This is a genomic window from Halosolutus gelatinilyticus (assembly GCF_023028105.1).
Lineage (GTDB): Archaea > Halobacteriota > Halobacteria > Halobacteriales > Natrialbaceae > Halosolutus > Halosolutus gelatinilyticus.
In genome coordinates this window covers 401,124-418,205 of record NZ_CP095491.1, presented here as the reverse complement: position 1 = coordinate 418,205, position 17,082 = coordinate 401,124, and the positions used below count along the sequence as shown (strand labels likewise).

Annotated in this window: 14 protein-coding genes; 9 read left to right on the top strand and 5 right to left on the bottom strand. The window is 66.4% G+C overall.

The genetic code is table 11. From position 1 onward, the window contains the following. Positions 1-9: 9 nt before the first annotated feature. From MUH00_RS02120 to mbhE, 3 genes are read right to left on the bottom strand one after another with little or no spacing between them, the layout of a single operon-like run. On the bottom strand, positions 10-363 hold the full coding sequence (locus MUH00_RS02120) for a sodium:proton antiporter (RefSeq protein ID WP_247002125.1): 354 nt from the start codon (positions 361-363) through the stop codon (positions 10-12). Then, on the bottom strand, positions 360-824 hold the full coding sequence (locus MUH00_RS02115) for an MnhB domain-containing protein (RefSeq protein WP_247002124.1): 465 nt from the start codon (positions 822-824) through the stop codon (positions 360-362). The genes MUH00_RS02120 and MUH00_RS02115 overlap by 4 nt, the downstream gene beginning before the upstream one ends. After that, entirely contained in the window at positions 821-3,193 is a 2,373-nt protein-coding gene (mbhE, locus tag MUH00_RS02110; protein WP_247002123.1) for a hydrogen gas-evolving membrane-bound hydrogenase subunit E, read from the bottom strand. The genes MUH00_RS02115 and mbhE overlap by 4 nt, the downstream gene beginning before the upstream one ends. A 423-nt stretch (positions 3,194-3,616) precedes the next feature. Between mbhE and MUH00_RS02105 the strand changes: the two genes are divergently transcribed. The 4 genes from MUH00_RS02105 (at position 3,617) to MUH00_RS02090 (ending at position 8,718) form a co-directional block, all read left to right on the top strand. Next, entirely contained in the window at positions 3,617-5,284 is a 1,668-nt protein-coding gene (locus tag MUH00_RS02105) for a tRNA uridine(34) 5-carboxymethylaminomethyl modification radical SAM/GNAT enzyme Elp3 (protein ID WP_247002122.1), read from the top strand. A gap of 363 nt (positions 5,285-5,647) precedes the next feature. Beyond that, the gene (locus tag MUH00_RS02100; protein WP_247002121.1) at positions 5,648-7,051 is read left to right on the top strand and encodes a S8 family peptidase; all 1,404 of its coding nucleotides are present in this window, start codon (positions 5,648-5,650) and stop codon (positions 7,049-7,051) included. A gap of 225 nt (positions 7,052-7,276) precedes the next feature. Then, positions 7,277-7,936 (top strand): thiaminase II, encoded by a 660-nt coding sequence (gene tenA / locus MUH00_RS02095; RefSeq protein ID WP_247002120.1) that lies wholly within the window; start codon positions 7,277-7,279, stop codon positions 7,934-7,936. 44 nt (positions 7,937-7,980) lie between these two features. Further along, on the top strand, positions 7,981-8,718 hold the full coding sequence (locus MUH00_RS02090) for a TenA family protein (RefSeq protein ID WP_247004049.1): 738 nt from the start codon (positions 7,981-7,983) through the stop codon (positions 8,716-8,718). 30 nt (positions 8,719-8,748) lie between these two features. Here the strand turns inward: MUH00_RS02090 and MUH00_RS02085 are convergent, their stop codons facing one another. Next, positions 8,749-9,402, bottom strand: a complete 654-nt coding sequence (locus MUH00_RS02085) for a hypothetical protein (RefSeq protein WP_247002119.1) — start codon at positions 9,400-9,402, stop codon at positions 8,749-8,751. A 283-nt stretch (positions 9,403-9,685) separates the two neighbouring features. On the opposite strand from MUH00_RS02085, the gene MUH00_RS02080 reads away from it, so the two are divergent. From MUH00_RS02080 to MUH00_RS02060, 5 genes are all read left to right on the top strand, one after another. Then, positions 9,686-10,756 (top strand): zinc-dependent alcohol dehydrogenase family protein, encoded by a 1,071-nt coding sequence (locus MUH00_RS02080; RefSeq protein WP_247002118.1) that lies wholly within the window; start codon positions 9,686-9,688, stop codon positions 10,754-10,756. A 233-nt stretch (positions 10,757-10,989) separates the two neighbouring features. Continuing rightward, entirely contained in the window at positions 10,990-13,818 is a 2,829-nt protein-coding gene (locus MUH00_RS02075) for an ATP-dependent helicase (RefSeq protein WP_247002117.1), read from the top strand. 168 nt (positions 13,819-13,986) lie between these two features. Next, positions 13,987-15,126, top strand: a complete 1,140-nt coding sequence (locus MUH00_RS02070; protein ID WP_247002116.1) for an acyl-CoA dehydrogenase family protein — start codon at positions 13,987-13,989, stop codon at positions 15,124-15,126. After that, positions 15,123-16,001: an alpha/beta fold hydrolase gene (locus MUH00_RS02065; protein WP_247002115.1), complete on the top strand. Its 879-nt coding sequence runs from the start codon at positions 15,123-15,125 to the stop codon at positions 15,999-16,001. Before MUH00_RS02070 ends, MUH00_RS02065 begins: the two co-directional genes overlap by 4 nt. Before the next feature lie 27 nt (positions 16,002-16,028). Further along, a complete protein-coding gene (locus tag MUH00_RS02060; protein ID WP_247002114.1) occupies positions 16,029-16,556 on the top strand; it encodes an Lrp/AsnC family transcriptional regulator in 528 nt (175 codons plus the stop codon). Between the two features lie 75 nt (positions 16,557-16,631). Here the strand turns inward: MUH00_RS02060 and MUH00_RS02055 are convergent, their stop codons facing one another. Next, entirely contained in the window at positions 16,632-17,081 is a 450-nt protein-coding gene (locus MUH00_RS02055) for a MaoC/PaaZ C-terminal domain-containing protein (RefSeq protein ID WP_247002113.1), read from the bottom strand. Between the last annotated feature and the right edge of the window lies 1 nt (position 17,082).

Below are 17,082 nucleotides of genomic sequence, written 5' to 3'. Positions count from 1 at the left end.
CCGGCGTCGTCATTCCCGATCACCCAACTCAGTTACGTCGAGCGTGTCGTGTTCCTCGTACACCCGGTAGGAGAGCACGAGTGCGAACGCGGTCATCCCGAAGCCGATGACGATCGCGGTCAGGACGAGCGCCTGGACCACCGGATCGGCGGTTTCGGGAACGTGATCGGCGTGCCCGGCCAACACCGGCACCGAGTCGGCGGTGCCGGATGTGATACCCCCCATCGCCAGCAGGTAGACGTTCGCGGCCTGGCTGACGATCGCCAGGCCCCAGACGACGCGGATGAGATCCCGCTGCAGGAGCAGGAACGTCCCGAGCGCGAACATCGCGCCGACCGCGACGGCGAGGCCGAACGCCGTCATTCGGCGCCCACCACCGAGAGGATCGTCAGCACGCCGCCGACGACGACGCAGTAGACGCCGAAGTCGAACGCGATCGCGCTCGCCAGTTCGACGTGGTGGTAGATCGGCACCCCCTCGAACTCCTCGTACGTCTGCGTGAGGAAGGGCAGATCGAACGCGAGCGGGACGAGCCCGCTGCCGACGGCGATCGCGAGTCCGACCGTGAACACGCGGCGGTACGCCGAGACGACCCGATCGCGCGAGGGTTCTTTTCCGGCTTCGACGTCGCGCCCGAGGACGCCCCGCTCCAGGAAGTCGAGCCCGAAGGCCATGTAGACGATCGCGAACGCGGTCGTCGTCAGGACGCCGGCGATGAAGCCGCCGCCGGGGAGGTTGTGGCCCTCCACGAACAGCGCGATCGAGACGACGAGGATGATCGGGACGACCACGCGGGCGGTCGTTCGCATGATGACCGTGGTCACTGGTTCCCACCTCCGGACCGCATCACCACCAAGGTGATGATAGAGAGCGCGGCGAGCGCGATTACGGTGAGTTCGCCGAGCGTGTCGAACCCGCGGAAGTCGACGAGGACCACGTTGACGACGTTCGTCCCGCCGCCCTGTGGCACGGCCCACTCCGTGTACGTCCGAGCGATGTACGTGCTCCCGTCGGGGCGCGCGTCGGTCGTGAGGACGACCGTGACGAACGCGGTGGCGCCGACGATCAGCGAGAGGGCGGCGTCGCGGGCGACCTTTCCGATGCCGACCTCGTAGTACTCGGGGATCTCCTCGATCACGAGCAGGAAGATCAGGAGCACGAGCGTCTCGACGACCAGCTGGGTCAGCGCGAGGTCGGGCGCGCTCGCGAGGATGTAGAAGATCGCGACCATGAAGCCGAGGATCGAGAGGGTGAGGACGCCGGCGATGTGCGACGACGAGAGCACGACCGCGATCCCGGCGGCGATCGCGACGACGAGGACGAGCGCGGCGGCGGGCGGCGCGTCCAGGCCGAGGTCGGTCGGGAAGACCGCGGTCGTGGCGGCGAACCCGGCGAGCGCGAGCGCGCAGGTCGCGCCGAGCGTCCACGTCGCGTACGTTCGGAGGTGGCCGTTGTGGACCCGCGAGCCGAGCCGCGCGCCGCCGTCCGTCAAGGAGTCTACGATCGCGTCGTACCACCAGTTCGCGCCGATCGGCGGAACCGCGCGCGGAACCGCCCGGATCCCGTCGTGGATGCGATCGTAGAACGGGTACGCGGCGACCCCGACGCCGATCGCGACGGCGCTCATGCCGACTGCGGGGGAGTAGGAGGTGGGAATCTCGACGTGCATCTCGGGCGGATCGATCGCGGTCGCGTCGAGGGCCGACTGGACGATCGCGCGGACCGCCAGGTCGGGGTCGACGCTGACGACGGCGGTGAGCGCGGCCAGGATCGCCGGCGGGACAAGCATCGTGAGCGGCGCGTGGTGGACGTGGCCCAGCTCGTCGGGTCGATCGCCGAAGAAGAGCGCGATAAAGCGCAGCGAGTACAGCACCGTGAAGATGCTCGCGAAAACGGCGACGGCGGGGTAGAGCCACGCGAGGGCGCCGATATCGTGGTGGTGGCCGACCTCGACCGCCGCCTCGAACAGCAGTTCCTTGGAGTAGAAGCCGCTGAAGGGCGGGATGCCGGCCATGCTGAGCCCGACGACGACGGTGATCGCCGCCGTCACCGGGAGGTCGTGCCGGAGGCCGCCGAGGTCGGCGATCCGACGCGTGCCCGCTTCGTGAGCGATAATTCCGGCCACGAGGAAGAGCGCGGCCTTGAACAGGGCGTGGTTGAACAGGTGGAAGACGCCGGCCTCGGCGCCGTAGACCGACGTGAAGCCGAAGCCGGCGATCATCAGCCCGAGGTGGCTCGCCGTCGAGTACGCGAGCAGTTCCTTGATGTCGGTCGCGGCGACGGCCAGCAGCGCGCAGACGGTCATGGTCACCAGGCCGAGCGTCGCGAACAGGAGGAGCCACTCGGGACCGACGAACAGCGGCCGCACGCGACCGACGAAGTAGACGCCGACTTTCACCATCGTCGCCGAGTGCAGGAAGGCCGAGACGGGCGTGGGTGCCGCCATGGCGTTCGGCAGCCAGAAGTGCAGTGGCACCTGCGCGGACTTGGTTCCGGCGCCGATCGCGATCAGGCCGAGCACCGGCAGGAACAGCCCGCGATCGCGGAGCGCGCCGGCGATCGCGTCGGAGTTTTCGAGCATCGCGGCGAGGTTGAACGCCGATTCGGTCCCGAGAACGTCGCCGGCGACCGACGCCAGCAGGAGGAAGCCGACGAGCAGGAAGAGGCCGCCGCCGACGGTGACGAGCATGGCCATCCGCGCGGCGTACTGCGAGGAGTCGTCGCCGGTGTGATAGCCGATCAGCACGAACGAACAGAGGCTGGTGAGTTCCCAGAAGAGGAAGATGGCGACCAGGTCGGCGGCCAGCGCGACGCCGACGATCGAGCCCATGAAGGCGAGTAAGGCGGTATAGTACCTGGCGAGCCCCTCTCCCTCGTGGAGGTACGCGGGCGAGTAGAGGAAGACGAGCGCGCCGATCCCGCAGGCGAGCAGCGCGAACAGCAGTGCCCAGCCGTCGACGTGAAAGCGGAGCGCGATGTCGAGCGGCGGCGACGCGGTGGGCGCCGAGATCCAGGAGAGTCCGACCGTCCCTTCGCTTCCGTACTGGGTGACGAGCAGGAGGAAGCTCGTCAGCGCCACGGCCACGCCTGCATAGCCGGTGCGCTCGCCGAGGATACGAAACAGGAACGGTGTACAGCCGGCAGCGAGAAACGGTAAGACGACAGCGGCAACTACGACCGACAAATCGGGCATCTAGTTATCGCACCCTTCCCAGCAACTGTACTTAAATCGTGGCCTTTCGACTTCCGACCGAGTTATGGATTCGGCCCTACGCTTCGGCGATCGGCGTAGAGAGCGCCTTCACCGGGACGATCCCCGAGGGGTCCGTCCGGTCTAAAATATGCTCGGAGAAGATCGTCTACTGGCGATCGATCGTAGGCGTCGAAACGTCCTTTCCCGACGACGTTTTTCAAGCAGATGGCGCGTTCTCTGCCGTTTACAAGCAGACTTCCCAGTCCCCAAGATACATTTTATCGTTGCGCGAATAATCAGCATGCACATCCTCACCATCGTCGATCCCCTCCACTATCCGTAGATCCGCGTCGGGGCCGTACTCGCACGCGAGCGGTCGCGAGTCCGACACGCTTATTCGCGACGGGCGACCAATCCCGTGTAGTGAGCACCGAGACGCCCGATTCCGATCCGACCGAGACGGACGCGTTCGAGCGGGTCTGCGAGTCGCTCGTCGAGCGGATCCTCGCGGGCGAGATCGAACGCGACGAGGTCGAGACGGCCAAACTCGAGGCCTGTTCGGAGCACTCGGCGCCGAAGGTGCCGAAGAATTCGGAGCTGCTGGATTACGCGTCCCGAGAGCACCGCGAGGAACTCGAGGCGGTGCTCCAGCGCAAGCCGGTCCGAACCGCGTCGGGGGTCTCGCCGGTCGCGATCATGACGTCGCCGGAGCGGTGCCCCCACGGAAAGTGCCTCTACTGTCCGGGCGGCCCGGACTCGGAGTTCTCCTCCTCGCAGAGCTACACCGGCGAGGAACCCGCGGCCGCCCGCGGAGTGCAAAACGACTACGATCCCTACGGGCAGGTGACGCTCCGACTGGAACAACTCCGCGAGATCGGTCACCCCGTCGACAAGGTCGAACTCATCCTGATGGGCGGGACGATGACCGCCCGCAGCCACGACTACCAGGAGTGGTTCGTCAAGCGCGCGCTGGAGGCGATGAACGACTTCGACGTCGAGAAGGAGCCCGAACCCGCCGAAGGCGAGAGCTTTGCGCAGGATCCCGACGAGTACGAGTGGCGGTACGTCGAGGACGTCATCGCGGAGAACGAGACCGCGGACGTCCGCAACATCGGGACCACGTTCGAGACCAAACCGGACTGGTGCGATCCCGAGCAGATCGATCGGATGCTCGATCTGGGTGGAACGAAGGTCGAGGTCGGGGTCCAGACGACCTACGAGCGGATCAACCGCGAGATGCACCGCGGCCACGGCGTCCAGGAGTCGATGGAGGCCAACCAGCGCCTGCGCGACGCGGCGTTCAAGGTCGGCTTCCACATGATGCCCGGCCAACCCGGCATGTCGAAGGAGATGTGTCTGGAGGACTTCCGGCGCATCTTCGAGTCTGAGCAGTGGAAGCCGGACTACCTGAAGATCTACCCGACGCTGGTCGTCCGCGGCACCGCGACCTACGACTGGTGGTACAAAGACGAGTACGAACCGCTCGGAAACGAGGAGGCCGCGGAGCTGGTCGCGGAGATCAAGGACATGATCCCGCGCTATACGCGCCTCCAGCGCGTCCAGCGGGACATTCCGGCGGACTTCATCGACGCCGGCGTCTGGAAGTCGAACCTGCGGCAACTCGCCCGACAGCGCATGGCGGACCACGGCTGGACCTGCGAGTGCATCCGCTGTCGTGAGGTCGGGATGAATGACGAGGATCCCGAGACCATCGAACTCGACGTCACGACCTACGAGGCCTGCGGCGGGACGGAGCACTTCATCTCCTTCGAGGATTTCGAGAAGGACCTCCTCGTCGGCTTCTGTCGGCTGCGGTTCCCGAACGACCCGGTCCGAGGGGAACTCGAAAACGCCGCCCTCGTGCGCGAACTCCACGTCTACGGCAGCGAAGTCGCCATGGGCGACGAGAGCGAGCGCGGGCAGCACCAACACCAGGGATACGGGAAGCGACTGATGGAGTGCGCCGAGGAACTTGCCGCCGGCGCGGGCTACGACAAACTGAGCGTCATCTCGGGCATCGGTGCCCGGGAGTACTACCGGAACAAACTCGGCTACCACCAGGACGGACCGTACGTGAGCAAGCGGCTCTAACCGGCCACCCTTTCGATCGATCCGCTCGTCATTCCTCGGTAAAATTCTCTCCCGAACGACAAAATTTATACCCTCGACCGAGAAACTATCGCCTGCCGACGGATGTCGGCACCGTTGTCGACTCTCCCCCAGATCGACAGCGACACTCCGAGCAACATCTCGTTCGAGTACGCCATCCCCACCGATCGCTTACCTCCCCATAAAGCGACTCGCCACGGCGTACTCGGTCTTTCCGCCCCCTGCTCTCGCGCTGCTGCCCGGAGGGCATCGATCATCGTTACGGTACGATACTTCCGGATAACGTATATTTATATTGCGATATATAATTATCACAGACTGCTTCCGGATAGAAGCGATCCAGCCATGAATTTCGATCGACGGACGTACCTGAAGGGTATCGGTGCGGGACTGGGACTGCTCGGCGTCGCCGGGGTCACTAGCGCGGACGATCGGGAACGGTACCTGGTCGTCGGCGGCAACGGCGGCGTCGAAGACCGTCTCGAGGAGACGGCGTTCGACGTCGATCGCTCGCTCGCGGACGGAACGGTGTCCCTCGTCTGGGGACCGGCAGATGCGGCGGACGACCTCGAAGCGATCGAGGGCGTGCAGCGGGCCGCACACGACTACCGACTCGAACTCGCGGGCGCGGAACTGGAACGCGGCCGGTCCGAGGCCGAGTCGGCGGTCGACGAACCCGCCTTTTACGAGGAGTTGCTCTGGGATAAGCAACTGATCGAGTCGGTCGAGGCGAACGCCCGCGCGACCGGCGACGGCGCGACGGTCGCGGTGATCGACACCGGAATCGACTCCGCCCACCCCGAACTCGCGCCGAACCTCGACGAAGACGCGGGGCGGCTGTTCCGCGAGGGCACGGTCGAGTCGGGCGTCGACGAGGTCCTCGTACCCGACGACTACGCCGATCCGACGTCGCTCGACACCGCGACCTTCCACGTCGCCGACGATCAGGAGGGCCACGGCACGCACGTCGCCGGCATCGCGGCCGCGGCCGACGGCGACGATGTGATCGGGACGGCACCGGACGCGACGCTCGTCTCGTTGCGCGTCTTCTGGTGGACGACCGACGACGAGGGCGAGCCGACGCTGGCCACGACGACCGGCGACGTGCTGACCGCGATCGATCACGCGGCCGAGCGCGGATACGACGCGGCGAACCTCAGCCTCGGGACCGCGCCGATCGAACCGCGCGAGATGAGCGACGACACCGTTCGAACGATGCGCAACGCCTACCAGCGGGTTGTCCAACGCGCCACGCAGCGGGGGACGGTCGTCGTCGCCAGCGCGGGCAACGACGAGACGCGGCTCCAGCAGGGCGGGTTGTTCAGCCTCCCCAACAGCGTCCAGGGCGCGATGAGCGTCAGCGCGACCGCGCCGAACGACGAACTCGCGTTCTACTCGGACTACGGGACGAACGAGATCGACGTCGGCGCACCCGGCGGCGGCTACGAGACGCTCGAGAAGACGGTCGACCCCGGCGCCGACGTCGACTGGCCGTACCCGACGAATCTGGTCTTCTCGGTGACGTCGCCCCGCATCGAGGGCGACGCGTACGGGTGGAAAGCCGGGACGTCGATGGCCGCGCCGCAGGTCGCCGGACTCGTCGCGCTCGTCCGCGAACTCGATCCCGAGGCCACCCCGAATCAGATCGAATCCGCGATCAAACACGGTGCGGCGGGCGATCCCGGACGAAGCGATCCCGAGGTCGGCGCCGGCAGAATCAACGCCAGGGAGACGGTCGAGCGGCTGTAGCCCGCCGCCCGGTAACCGACCCGACGATCGAAACCGAATCGATCGCCGATTGGCGCTGACGGTACCGCCTCGATCGCGTCCGATCGCGTCGGAGTGTCCGATCGACCGGCCAGATAGGACCATCGAGCAGCCGGGGTGCCCCGCTGAACAGTCGAACCGGTCCGCCGAGGGATAACGGGATGATATCAGCGGGTTATATGAGCGAGACTCTCGTCAGATCGATCGATGACGTTCAGCGAGACGCTTCTCGAGGAGGGTGAACACGTCTGGGAGGCGCAGAAAGCGCATCCGTTCGTCCGCGAACTGGCCGCCGGAACGCTCGACGAGGCGGCGTTCGAACACTGGGTGAAGCAGGATTACCGGTACCTGCTCGATTACGCGCGGCTGTTCGCGATCGCCGGAACGAAAGCCCGCGACGAGGAGACGATGACGCACCTGCTCGGCGTCGCCCACCAGGTGCTCGACCACGAGATGGGCCTTCACCGGGAGTTCGCCGCCGATTACGGCATCTCGCGGGCGGAGCTCGAGTCGGTCGAGAAGGCGCCGACGTGCGTCGCGTACACGAATTTTCTGCTGCGGACCGCCTACGAGGGGTCGATCGCCGAAATCGCGGCGGCGCTGTACCCGTGCATGCAGGGGTACTACGACGTCGCCAGCCACATGGCCGACCTCGCCGACGAGGGACACCGGTATACCCCCTTCATCGAGATGTACACGAGCGAGGAGTTCCGCGAGGCGACGGAGTGGTGTCGCGCGTTCGTCGATCGCTGTGGGGAGCGGTATCCGGGCGAGCACGACGCGATGCGGGAGGCGTTCCTCACCAGCGCGAAACTCGAGTACCGATTTTGGGAGATGGCCTACACGCTGGAGGGGTGGGGCCTGTGAACGCGACGGGAGCCCGTGACGGACCCGACGAGGCCGTCCCGGCCGTGTATCAGGAGTACGTCGCCGAGAGCGACGGAGCGGACCCGCGGTTTACGGACTGGCTCCGGGAGCGATCGGAACCCGCCTGGACGGCCGCCGTCGAGCACCCGTTTACGGACGAGCTCGGGGCCGGAACGCTCCCCCCGGAGACGTACGCGGCGTACCTCGTCCAGGACTACGCGTTTCTGGACGAACTGGTCGGAACGTTCGGGTACGCGATCGGCCAGGCGCCGGACGTGCCGTCGAAACGGCCGCTCGTCGAGTTTCTCGACACCGTCACCGACGAGGAGAACGACTACTTCCAGCGCTCGTTCGACGCCCTCGACGTCCCAGAATCGCGCCGGCGGGATCCCGAACTCGTCGAGACCACCGCCGCGTTCGCCGACCTGCTCGGGCGAGCGGCGCGCGAGGGCGGGTACGCGGAGACGCTCGCAGTGCTCGTCCCGGCCGAGTGGATCTACGAGGAGTGGGCGACGGCGGTGGCGGCCGAGTACGGCGATCCCGCCGCCGACGGGCCGCCGAGCGCGGGGGCCGACCTCCCGTTCTACTACGCCGAATGGATCGACCTCCACGCGGTTCCGCCGTTCCGCGAGTTCGTCGACTGGTTGCGGGGCCAACTCGACGCGATCGGTCCCGAACTCTCGCTGCGACGGGAAACCCGCGTCGATCGACTGTTCCGGCGGGCGGTCGAACTGGAGGTCGCGTTCTTCGATACGGCGTACGACTCGGCTCCGAACGAGTAAGGTGGGTGCGTCCGCCGATCGCGCTCGCGCTCAGTCGATCGTAACCTCGAGTTCGAGGACGCCGAGGTAGGAAGGCGCGTTCCCGCCGCTCATCCGGAACTCGGACACCGACGAGTCGACGCGCTGGTAGAATTCCCCCTGCGTTTGCGGGAAGAGCGGTTCGCCGTCCTCGTAGAGGAGGTACGCCGGCGAGTCCGTCGCGCGGAGTCGATCGACTCGCTGTTGCCACTCCGACTCGTCGTAGAGGAAGACGCCGAAGGAGAACCGGCCGGCCGCGACCGCGTCCTGCTTGGACTGGAACTGATCCGCCTCCTCGATCCGATACTCCTCGTCGCTGATCCACGCCAGCGCCGCCAGCCCCTGCGTCCGCACGAGGTAGGCGTCCCACGACAGGGTGTCGTCGAACTTCTCCCAGGCGTTGCGCGCCCCGATCGTGTCGACCTCGACGCTGAACGCGGGCCGGCCGCGCGAGCCGGTCGGTTCGTGGACGAACGTGGCGTCGTATCCCGGTACCCGGACGCCGCGATCGTGGTAGACCACGCCGCCGGCGTCGATCGAGACCTGTCCACTGTCGTTTAACTCCTCCACCAGCGCTATCACAGAGATGCCGCCGTCCGCTTCGAGTCGCTCGAAGAACCGGGGGATACGGAAGACGTCGTCCCAACGATCGGCTGCCTGACTCATGGCTGGCGGCCCCCTCCGCGGATCGCGCGGGCCGATTCGGGTCGCCCGAGTGGTGCGAGGCGGTTCCGAACGGGCGACCGATCGGCGGCAGCGTCGTTCATACTCGTGAGATACGGGTCGGTTCGGATTAGCGTTGCGACCGCGGTCGATAGAGGGTGTGGATCCGATGCGCGATCGAATCCGAGTTCGTCGCGGTGATCTCGCTCGAAATACGATCGTAATCTGCTCGTCACCGGTTCAGTTCGAGCGATCGTTTAACACCTCCGCACCCGTCGCCGACAGTATGCGCGCTGCAGTGCTGGCGGAGTACGGCGAACCGCTCGCGATCGAAGACGTGGACCCGCCCGAACCCGACCCGCACGGCGTCGTCGTCGACGTCGAAGCCTGCGGGATCTGCCGCAGCGACTGGCACGCCTGGCGGGGCCACGGCGAGTGGGCCGACGATCGGGTGCCGATCGGGCAGATTCTGGGACACGAACCCGCGGGACGAGTGGTCGAGATCGGCGATCGGGTCGAGGCGCTCGGGCCGGGCGACCGGGTGGCGGTCCCGTTCAATCTCGGAGACGGGACCTGTGCCCAGTGTCGGAACGGTCACGGGAACGTCTGCGAGGACGGCTATGCGCTGGGGTTCGAATCCGACGTCCCGGGCGCGTTCGCGGAGCGGGTCCACGTCCCTCACGCCGAGTTCAACGCGGCTCGGCTGCCGGACGGCGTCTCGGCGACGGAGGCCGCGGCGCTCGGCTGTCGGTACGTCACCGCCTTCCACGCGCTCGCTCACCGCGCCGACATCGACGGCGGCGATCGGGTAGCCGTCCACGGCTGCGGCGGGCTCGGACTCGCGGCGGTGCAGATCGCGGACGCGCTCGGCGCGAGCGTCGTCGCGGTGGACGTTCGGGACGAACCGCTCGCGATGGCGACGACCCTCGGGGCCGACGCGACCGTCGACGCGTCCGCGGTCGACGACGTTGCCGCCGAAATCGAGGCGATCACCGACGGCGGCGCGCACGTCTCCGTCGACGCGCTCGGACGGGCCGAAACCTGCCGGAACAGCGTCGACTGCCTCCGGAGTCGAGGTGCACACGTCCAGGTCGGCCTGACGACCGACGCCGAGCGCGGCGAGGTGTCGCTGCCGATCGACGAGATCACCCGCTGGGACGTCAGCTTCCTCGGCTCGCGGGGAATGCCTCCCTCGCGGTACGACGAACTCCTCCGGATGATCGATGCGGGCCGGCTCGAACCCGAGCGGCTGGTCACGAATCGGGTCGGGCTCGAGGACGTGTCGGATCGCCTCGCCGCGATGACCGACTACGAGACGAGCGGGATCGAAGTCGTGACGGCGTTCGAAAGCCGCTAAGCGATTCCGGACCGCGGACGCCGACGATCGGCACCGGGGTCCCGAACCCGTGTCAGGCGAAGAACTGCTCGAGGGCAGGTAGTATCCGGACGAGGGTGAACGCGGCCACGTAAGCCCGCCAGCGACGATCGCACGCTTCGGCGCGTCGGACCGCCGGTCGGCCGTCGCGCGGGGATTTCACTTTCGCTCCGCTGGCCAAACCCTCTTACATACACGTCCCGCACCCAACGATAATGGTTGGGAACGAGGACCTCGAGTTGCCGGTCGCCGACGACTCCCTCCCCTTCGATCCGGACGCCGTCGCGATCGAGGACCGAGACGTCTTCGACCTGCTCGAACCGGCGGTCCAGCAGTGGTGGCTCGAGGAATTCGGCGAGTTCGTTCCCGAGAACGAGGGGTTCTTCACGCCGCCCCAAGAGGGGGCGATCCCGAACATTCACGAGGGAACGAACACGCTGATCTGCGCGCCGACCGGATCTGGCAAAACGCTCGCGTCGTTTACGTCGATCATCAACGAACTCTACCGGCGCAATCGGGCCGCCGAAGACGGCCTGGAAAACTCCGTCTACTGTCTCTACGTCTCCCCGCTCAAGTCGCTCGCCAACGACATCCACCGGAACCTGGAGGTGCCGCTCGAGGGGATCGAGTCGATCGTCCGCGATCGAGACGGGGACGAAGAGATGGGGGAGATTCGCCACGCGATCCGCCACGGGGACACGGACTCGAGCGATCGCCAGAAGATGCTCGCGGAGACGCCGCACATCCTCAACACGACGCCGGAGACGCTCGCCATCCTGCTCAACTCCCCGAAGTTCCGAGAGAAGCTTCGCACCGTGGAGTACGTCATCGTCGACGAAATCCACTCGCTGGCGGACGGAAAGCGCGGCACCCACCTCGCCGTGAGCCTCGAACGACTCGAGGCGATGGTCGAGCACGACATTACGCGGATCGGCTGCTCGGCGACGATCGAACCCCTCTCGCAGGTCGCCGAGTTCCTCGTGGGACAGGAGGAACCGGGAGGCGAGTCGGGCGAGGCGCGTTGCGCCTCGGAAGAGCGAGCGGGGAACGAAGTGATCCGCGAGCCGCGACCCTACGAAATCGTCGACGCCCGCTTCGCTCGCGAGTTCGACATCGAACTCGAGTGCCCGACGGACGACCTGATTCACACGTCCCGCGAGGTGGTCCAGGAGCGGTTCTACCGGATGCTCCACGATCATATCCAGGCGCACACGAACACCCTCGTCTTCACGAACACCCGATCGGGCGCGGAACGCGTTTTACACAACCTGCGCGAGCGGTTCGACGACTACGACGAGACGAACTCGGGGTGTCACCACGGGAGCCTCTCGAAGGACGTCCGTCAGGGCGTCGAGGGGCGACTGAAGGACGGCGACCTCGACGTCGTAACGTCCTCGACGTCGCTCGAACTGGGGATCGACATGCCCCACGTCGATCTGGTCGTGCAGGTCGGCTCCCCCAAGTCGGTCGCCGCCCTGCTCCAGCGGATCGGGCGGGCGGGCCACCGCGTCGGCCAGACCGTCGCCGGCCGAGTGATCGCACTCGATCGGGACGAACTGCTGGAGTGTGCGGTCATGCTCAAGAAGGCCGACGAGGGGTTCGTCGACTCGGTGTCGATCCCCGAGAGCGCCCAGGACGTCGCCGCCCAGCACGTCTACGGGATGGCGATCGCCGAGATCCGGCCCGAGTCCGAGGTGAACGCGATCCTCCGGCGTGCGTACCCGTACCGCGACTACGGCGACGAGAAGTTCGAGTCGCTCATGCGGTATCTCACCGCCGAGTACGCCGGCATGGAAGACCGGAACGTCTACGCGAAAGTCTGGCGCGACGAGAACGATCCGCCGGACGGCCAACACCACTACGAGGCCTATCCCGTGGGCGAGCCCCTGATCGGCAAGCGGGGCCGACTCGCGCGGGTGATCTACATGACCAACATCGGGACGATCCCGGACTCCTTCACCTGCGACGTCTTTACCCGCGCGAGCGACGAGTGGGTCGGCCAACTCGACGAGGGCTACCTCGACACCCTGGAGAAGGGTGACGTCTTCGTGCTCGGCGGCGACCACTTCGAGTACCGGTACCGTCGCGGCTCGAAGGTGTACGTCGATCGAACGAGCGCCCGCCCGACCGTCCCCTCGTGGTACTCCGAGCGGCTTCCGCTCTCGTACGACCTCGGCCTTGAGATCCTCCGGTTCCAGGGGGAGTTGCTCGATCGCTACGACGAGGGCGGCCCGCCGATGATCCGCGCGTGGCTGCGCGAGTTCCCCTTGGACGACGATAGCGTCCGGGCGATCGCGCGGCTGTTCGACTACCAGATCCGGTACGCGGGGCCCGAGAGCGTGAGCGCGACCGACCGACTGACGATCGAGGTCGAGCGCGACCACGACGAGTACGAGCGCCACTACTACGTCCACTCGGCGTACGGGCGCAAGTTCAACGACGGCCTCTCGCGGCTCCTGGCGTATCACTGCGCCCAGCAGGCGACCGCGAACGTCCGCGTCGCCGTCGCCGACAACGGCTTCGTGCTCTCGATGCCGCTGAACCGGAAGATCGACCTCGAAGGGATCGTCGACGATCTCGCTGCGGACGAGGTGCGCGAGGACCTCCGATCGGCGCTCTCCGGCACCGACCTGCTCCAGCGGTACTTCCGGATCAATGCGACCCGATCGCTGATGATCTTAAAGCGCTACAAGGGCTACGAGAAGTCCGCGAGCGAACAGCAGGTCTCCAGCGAAATGTTACTCGGGTTCGCCGAGGATCTGGACGGGTTCGCCGTCATCGAGGAAACGTACCGCGAGATCCTGGAGGACAAACTCAACGTCGAGGAGATCGCGGAGATCGTCGGCGCGATCGACGCGGGCGAGATCGACGTCGAACGGCGCCTCGTCGACTCGCCGACGCCGCGGGCGTTCGGGCTTGCGACCCTCTCGGCGAGCGACGTCGTTCTCGCCGAAGACGAGAGCGCGGCGCTGCAGGCGTTCCACGAGCACGTCCTAGAGGAGATCGGCGAGGAGTCGCTGGCGGGGCTGTCGGGCGAGGACTAGGGGCGACCGAGACCTAACGTCGGATCTCGGTCGCCCCCGCGTCCGACCGCGCGATCGTCGGACGCCCCGAACGGACGGCGCTTTCCACAACTTTGAATATAATGAGTATATCCTAACATCGATAGGATTCACCCGAAATTATTTTTTGTTGGAAATTGCAGTGGGCGTATGTCGTTTCAGCTATCGGAAGAACAGCGGGCGATCCGCCGGACGGTTCGGGAGTTCGGCCGGGAGGAGATCGAACCCGTCGCCCGAGAGCACGACGAGAACAAGGAGTACCCTCACCAACTCGTCCGGAAAGCCGCGGAGATGGACCTCGTGGGGACGAGCATCCCCGTCGAGTACGGCGGCGCGGGGATGGACCTCCTCTCGAGCGTGGTCGTCACCGAGGAGCTCTGGCACGCGGATCCGGGTATCGGGAGCGCGATCGGTAGCCGGGCGTTCGGTTCGACGATGATCAACCGATTCGGCGACGAGTGGATGAAAGCGGAGTGGCTTCCGAAGATCGCGAGCGGCGAGTCGGCCTGTGCGAGCGCGATCAGCGAACCGGCCCACGGCTCGAACGTCGCCGGAATGGAAACGCGCGCGGAACAGGATGGAGACGAGTACGTGATCAACGGCACCAAGATGTGGATCACGAACGGGACGGTCGCCGACGTCGCCGTCGTCATGGCGAAGACCAGCCCGGACGAGGGCCACGACGGCATCAGCGCGTTCCTCGTTCCGACGGATCTCGACGGGTTCAGCGCGGAGAAGATCGACAACAAACTCGGCATCCGCGCATCCGACCTCGCGGAACTCGTCCTCGACGACGTCCGGGTGCCCGAGGAGAACGTCATCGGGACGGAGGATGCCGGCTTCTACCAGTTGATGGACTTCTTCGCCGCCGGCCGCGTCAGCGTCGCCGCCCAGGCGGTCGGGACCGCCCAGGCCGCGCTCGATCAGGCGCTCGACTACGCCCAGGAGCGCGAGCAGTTCGACCAGCCGATCGCGGAGTTCCAGGCGATCCGGCACAAACTCGCGGAGATGGCCACGAACGTCGAGGCGGCCCGGTCGCTGACCTACCGCGCGGCGACGTACGCGATGGCGGACGACGACCAACTCGCGGCGAAGTTCGCGTCGATGGCCAAACTGTTCGCCAGCGAGCACGCGGTCGACGTCGCGGACGAGGCGATCCAGGTCCACGGCGGCGCGGGCTACGTCACCGACCACCCCGTCGAGCGCTACTACCGCGACGCCCGCATCACCAAGATCTACGAGGGGACCAGCGAGATCCAGAAGAACATCGTCGCCGATCAGCTGTTATGACCGCCCACGAGGACTGGAGCGAGCAGCAGACGCGCGCGGACGTGACGGTCGACGGCCACGATCTCGCAGTCGCCTACTACGAGGACGGGCCAGGCGCGGAGGCCGGGAACGAGGCCGAAACCGGCGGCGACGAACCGCCGATCGTCTTCCTCCATGGCATCCCGACCTGGTCGTTCCTCTGGCGCGATATCGCGCCGGCGATCGCCCAGGACCGGCGAACGATCGCACCGGATCTGCTCGGCTACGGCAACTCGTCGATGCGCGACGGCTTCGATCGATCGATCCGCGCCCAGGAGTCGATGCTCGAAGAGCTTCTGGTGGAACTGGACGTCGAGACGGCGTCGCTGGTCGCCCACGACATCGGTGGCGGGGTCGCCTTGCGGTTCGCGGCGCACGAGCCCGATCGAGTCGACAAGCTGGTGCTCTCGAACGCCGTCTGCTACGACTCGTGGCCGGTGGAGTTCGTCGCGAACCTGGGGCTGCCCGACAGCGCCGAGACGGACGACGAGTTCGAAAGCCACCTCGACTCGGCGTTCGTCGACGGCGCGTACGGCGAGGCGGATCCCGAATTCGTCGAGGGGATGAAAGCCCCGTGGCGCTCCGACGAGGGGCAGCGCTCGCTCGTTCGGAACGCCGTCGCGACGAACACGAACCACACGACGGAGATCGAGTACGGCGCGATCGAAGCCGAGACGCTGCTGCTGTGGGGCGAGGATGACGTCATGCAGCCGATCGACTACGCCGAGCGACTGACCGACGACCTCGAGAACGCCGCCGTCGAACCGCTGTCGGAGGCCTACCACTGGGTTCCCGAGGACCGATCGGCGGCGTACGTCGATCGGCTTCGCGACTTCCTGCTCGAACCGAACGTATAAACGATGGAACCAACGAATTCACAGTCGATGACCGAGGAGGAAGCGCCGGACTGGGACTTCAAGGACCGCGACATCGCGATTCTCTGCGAACTTGCCGAGGATCCGCAGCTCTCGTCTCGGGAGTTGACGAGGGTGCTGAAAGAGGACTACGACATCGACGTCTCGCACGTCACCGTTAGCGAATCCATCCGGCGGATGCGCGACGAGGGCGTCTTCCGGGAGGCGATCATCCCGAACGAGGAGTACTACATCTTCGCGCTCTTCGAGTTCAAGTTCAACACGGCGAACTTCGCCGAGAGCTGGTACGACGCGATGGAGCACATCCGCGAGGACAAGCACACCCTCTTTTTCTTCCTTTCGGACGGCGAGTACCAGTGGAAGACGGTGATGATGTTCCGGGACCGCGAGGAGGTCTCGAAGTGGATCCACAACTGCTACAAGGAGTACGGCGACGTCATCGCGAACGTCAGGAACTCGGCCGTCCACAACGTGCTCAAGTTCCGGACCGATCCCCGGATCTACGAGGACCTCGGCGAAGAACACGGCGAGAAGTGAGCGATCGGGTCTTCGGTTGACGGGCCTGCCGTCGATCGCGGAACCGGCCGCGGTACCGGGATCAGCGTATCACCGTCAGCGCACCAGTGTCAGCATCTCGCAGGAGAGCGCGACTGCGTCCTCGTCGGTGACGAGTCGCGTCTCGTACCGGGCAACGCCGTTCGCGACGGGGTGGTCCCGTGGCTCCTTGTCGATCAACTCGGACTCGGCGTGGACCGTCGCCCCCATCGTCACGGGGCTCGTGAATCGAAGCTCGTCGACGCCGTAGAACGCGATCGTCTCCGGCCGTTCGTGGCGGTACTGCCACAGCAGTCCGCTCGCGATCCCGAACAGCAGGGCGCCGTGGGCGATCGGCTCGCCGAACGGCGTCTCCTCGGCGGTGAACCGCTCGCTCAGGTGCAGCGGGTTGAAGTCGCCGCTGACGCCCGCGTAGTTTCGCACGTCGGCTTCCGTGATCGTCCGCGAGTGGGTGACGACCTCGTGACCGATCTCGAGGTCGTCGAACGACGGCGTCTCCGCGGCCATC

Coding starts and splice junctions, on each gene's coding strand:
- MUH00_RS02120 (WP_247002125.1), bottom strand. CDS start 363: ATGACGGCGTTCGGCCTCGCCGTCGCGGTCGGCGCGATGTTCGCGCTC.
- mbhE (WP_247002123.1), bottom strand. CDS start 3,193: ATGCCCGATTTGTCGGTCGTAGTTGCCGCTGTCGTCTTACCGTTTCTC.
- MUH00_RS02100 (WP_247002121.1), top strand. CDS start 5,648: ATGAATTTCGATCGACGGACGTACCTGAAGGGTATCGGTGCGGGACTG.
- tenA (WP_247002120.1), top strand. CDS start 7,277: ATGACGTTCAGCGAGACGCTTCTCGAGGAGGGTGAACACGTCTGGGAG.
- MUH00_RS02085 (WP_247002119.1), bottom strand. CDS start 9,402: ATGAGTCAGGCAGCCGATCGTTGGGACGACGTCTTCCGTATCCCCCGG.
- MUH00_RS02080 (WP_247002118.1), top strand. CDS start 9,686: ATGCGCGCTGCAGTGCTGGCGGAGTACGGCGAACCGCTCGCGATCGAA.
- MUH00_RS02075 (WP_247002117.1), top strand. CDS start 10,990: ATGGTTGGGAACGAGGACCTCGAGTTGCCGGTCGCCGACGACTCCCTC.
- MUH00_RS02070 (WP_247002116.1), top strand. CDS start 13,987: ATGTCGTTTCAGCTATCGGAAGAACAGCGGGCGATCCGCCGGACGGTT.
- MUH00_RS02065 (WP_247002115.1), top strand. CDS start 15,123: ATGACCGCCCACGAGGACTGGAGCGAGCAGCAGACGCGCGCGGACGTG.
- MUH00_RS02060 (WP_247002114.1), top strand. CDS start 16,029: ATGACCGAGGAGGAAGCGCCGGACTGGGACTTCAAGGACCGCGACATC.
- MUH00_RS02055 (WP_247002113.1), bottom strand. CDS start 17,081: ATGGCCGCGGAGACGCCGTCGTTCGACGACCTCGAGATCGGTCACGAG.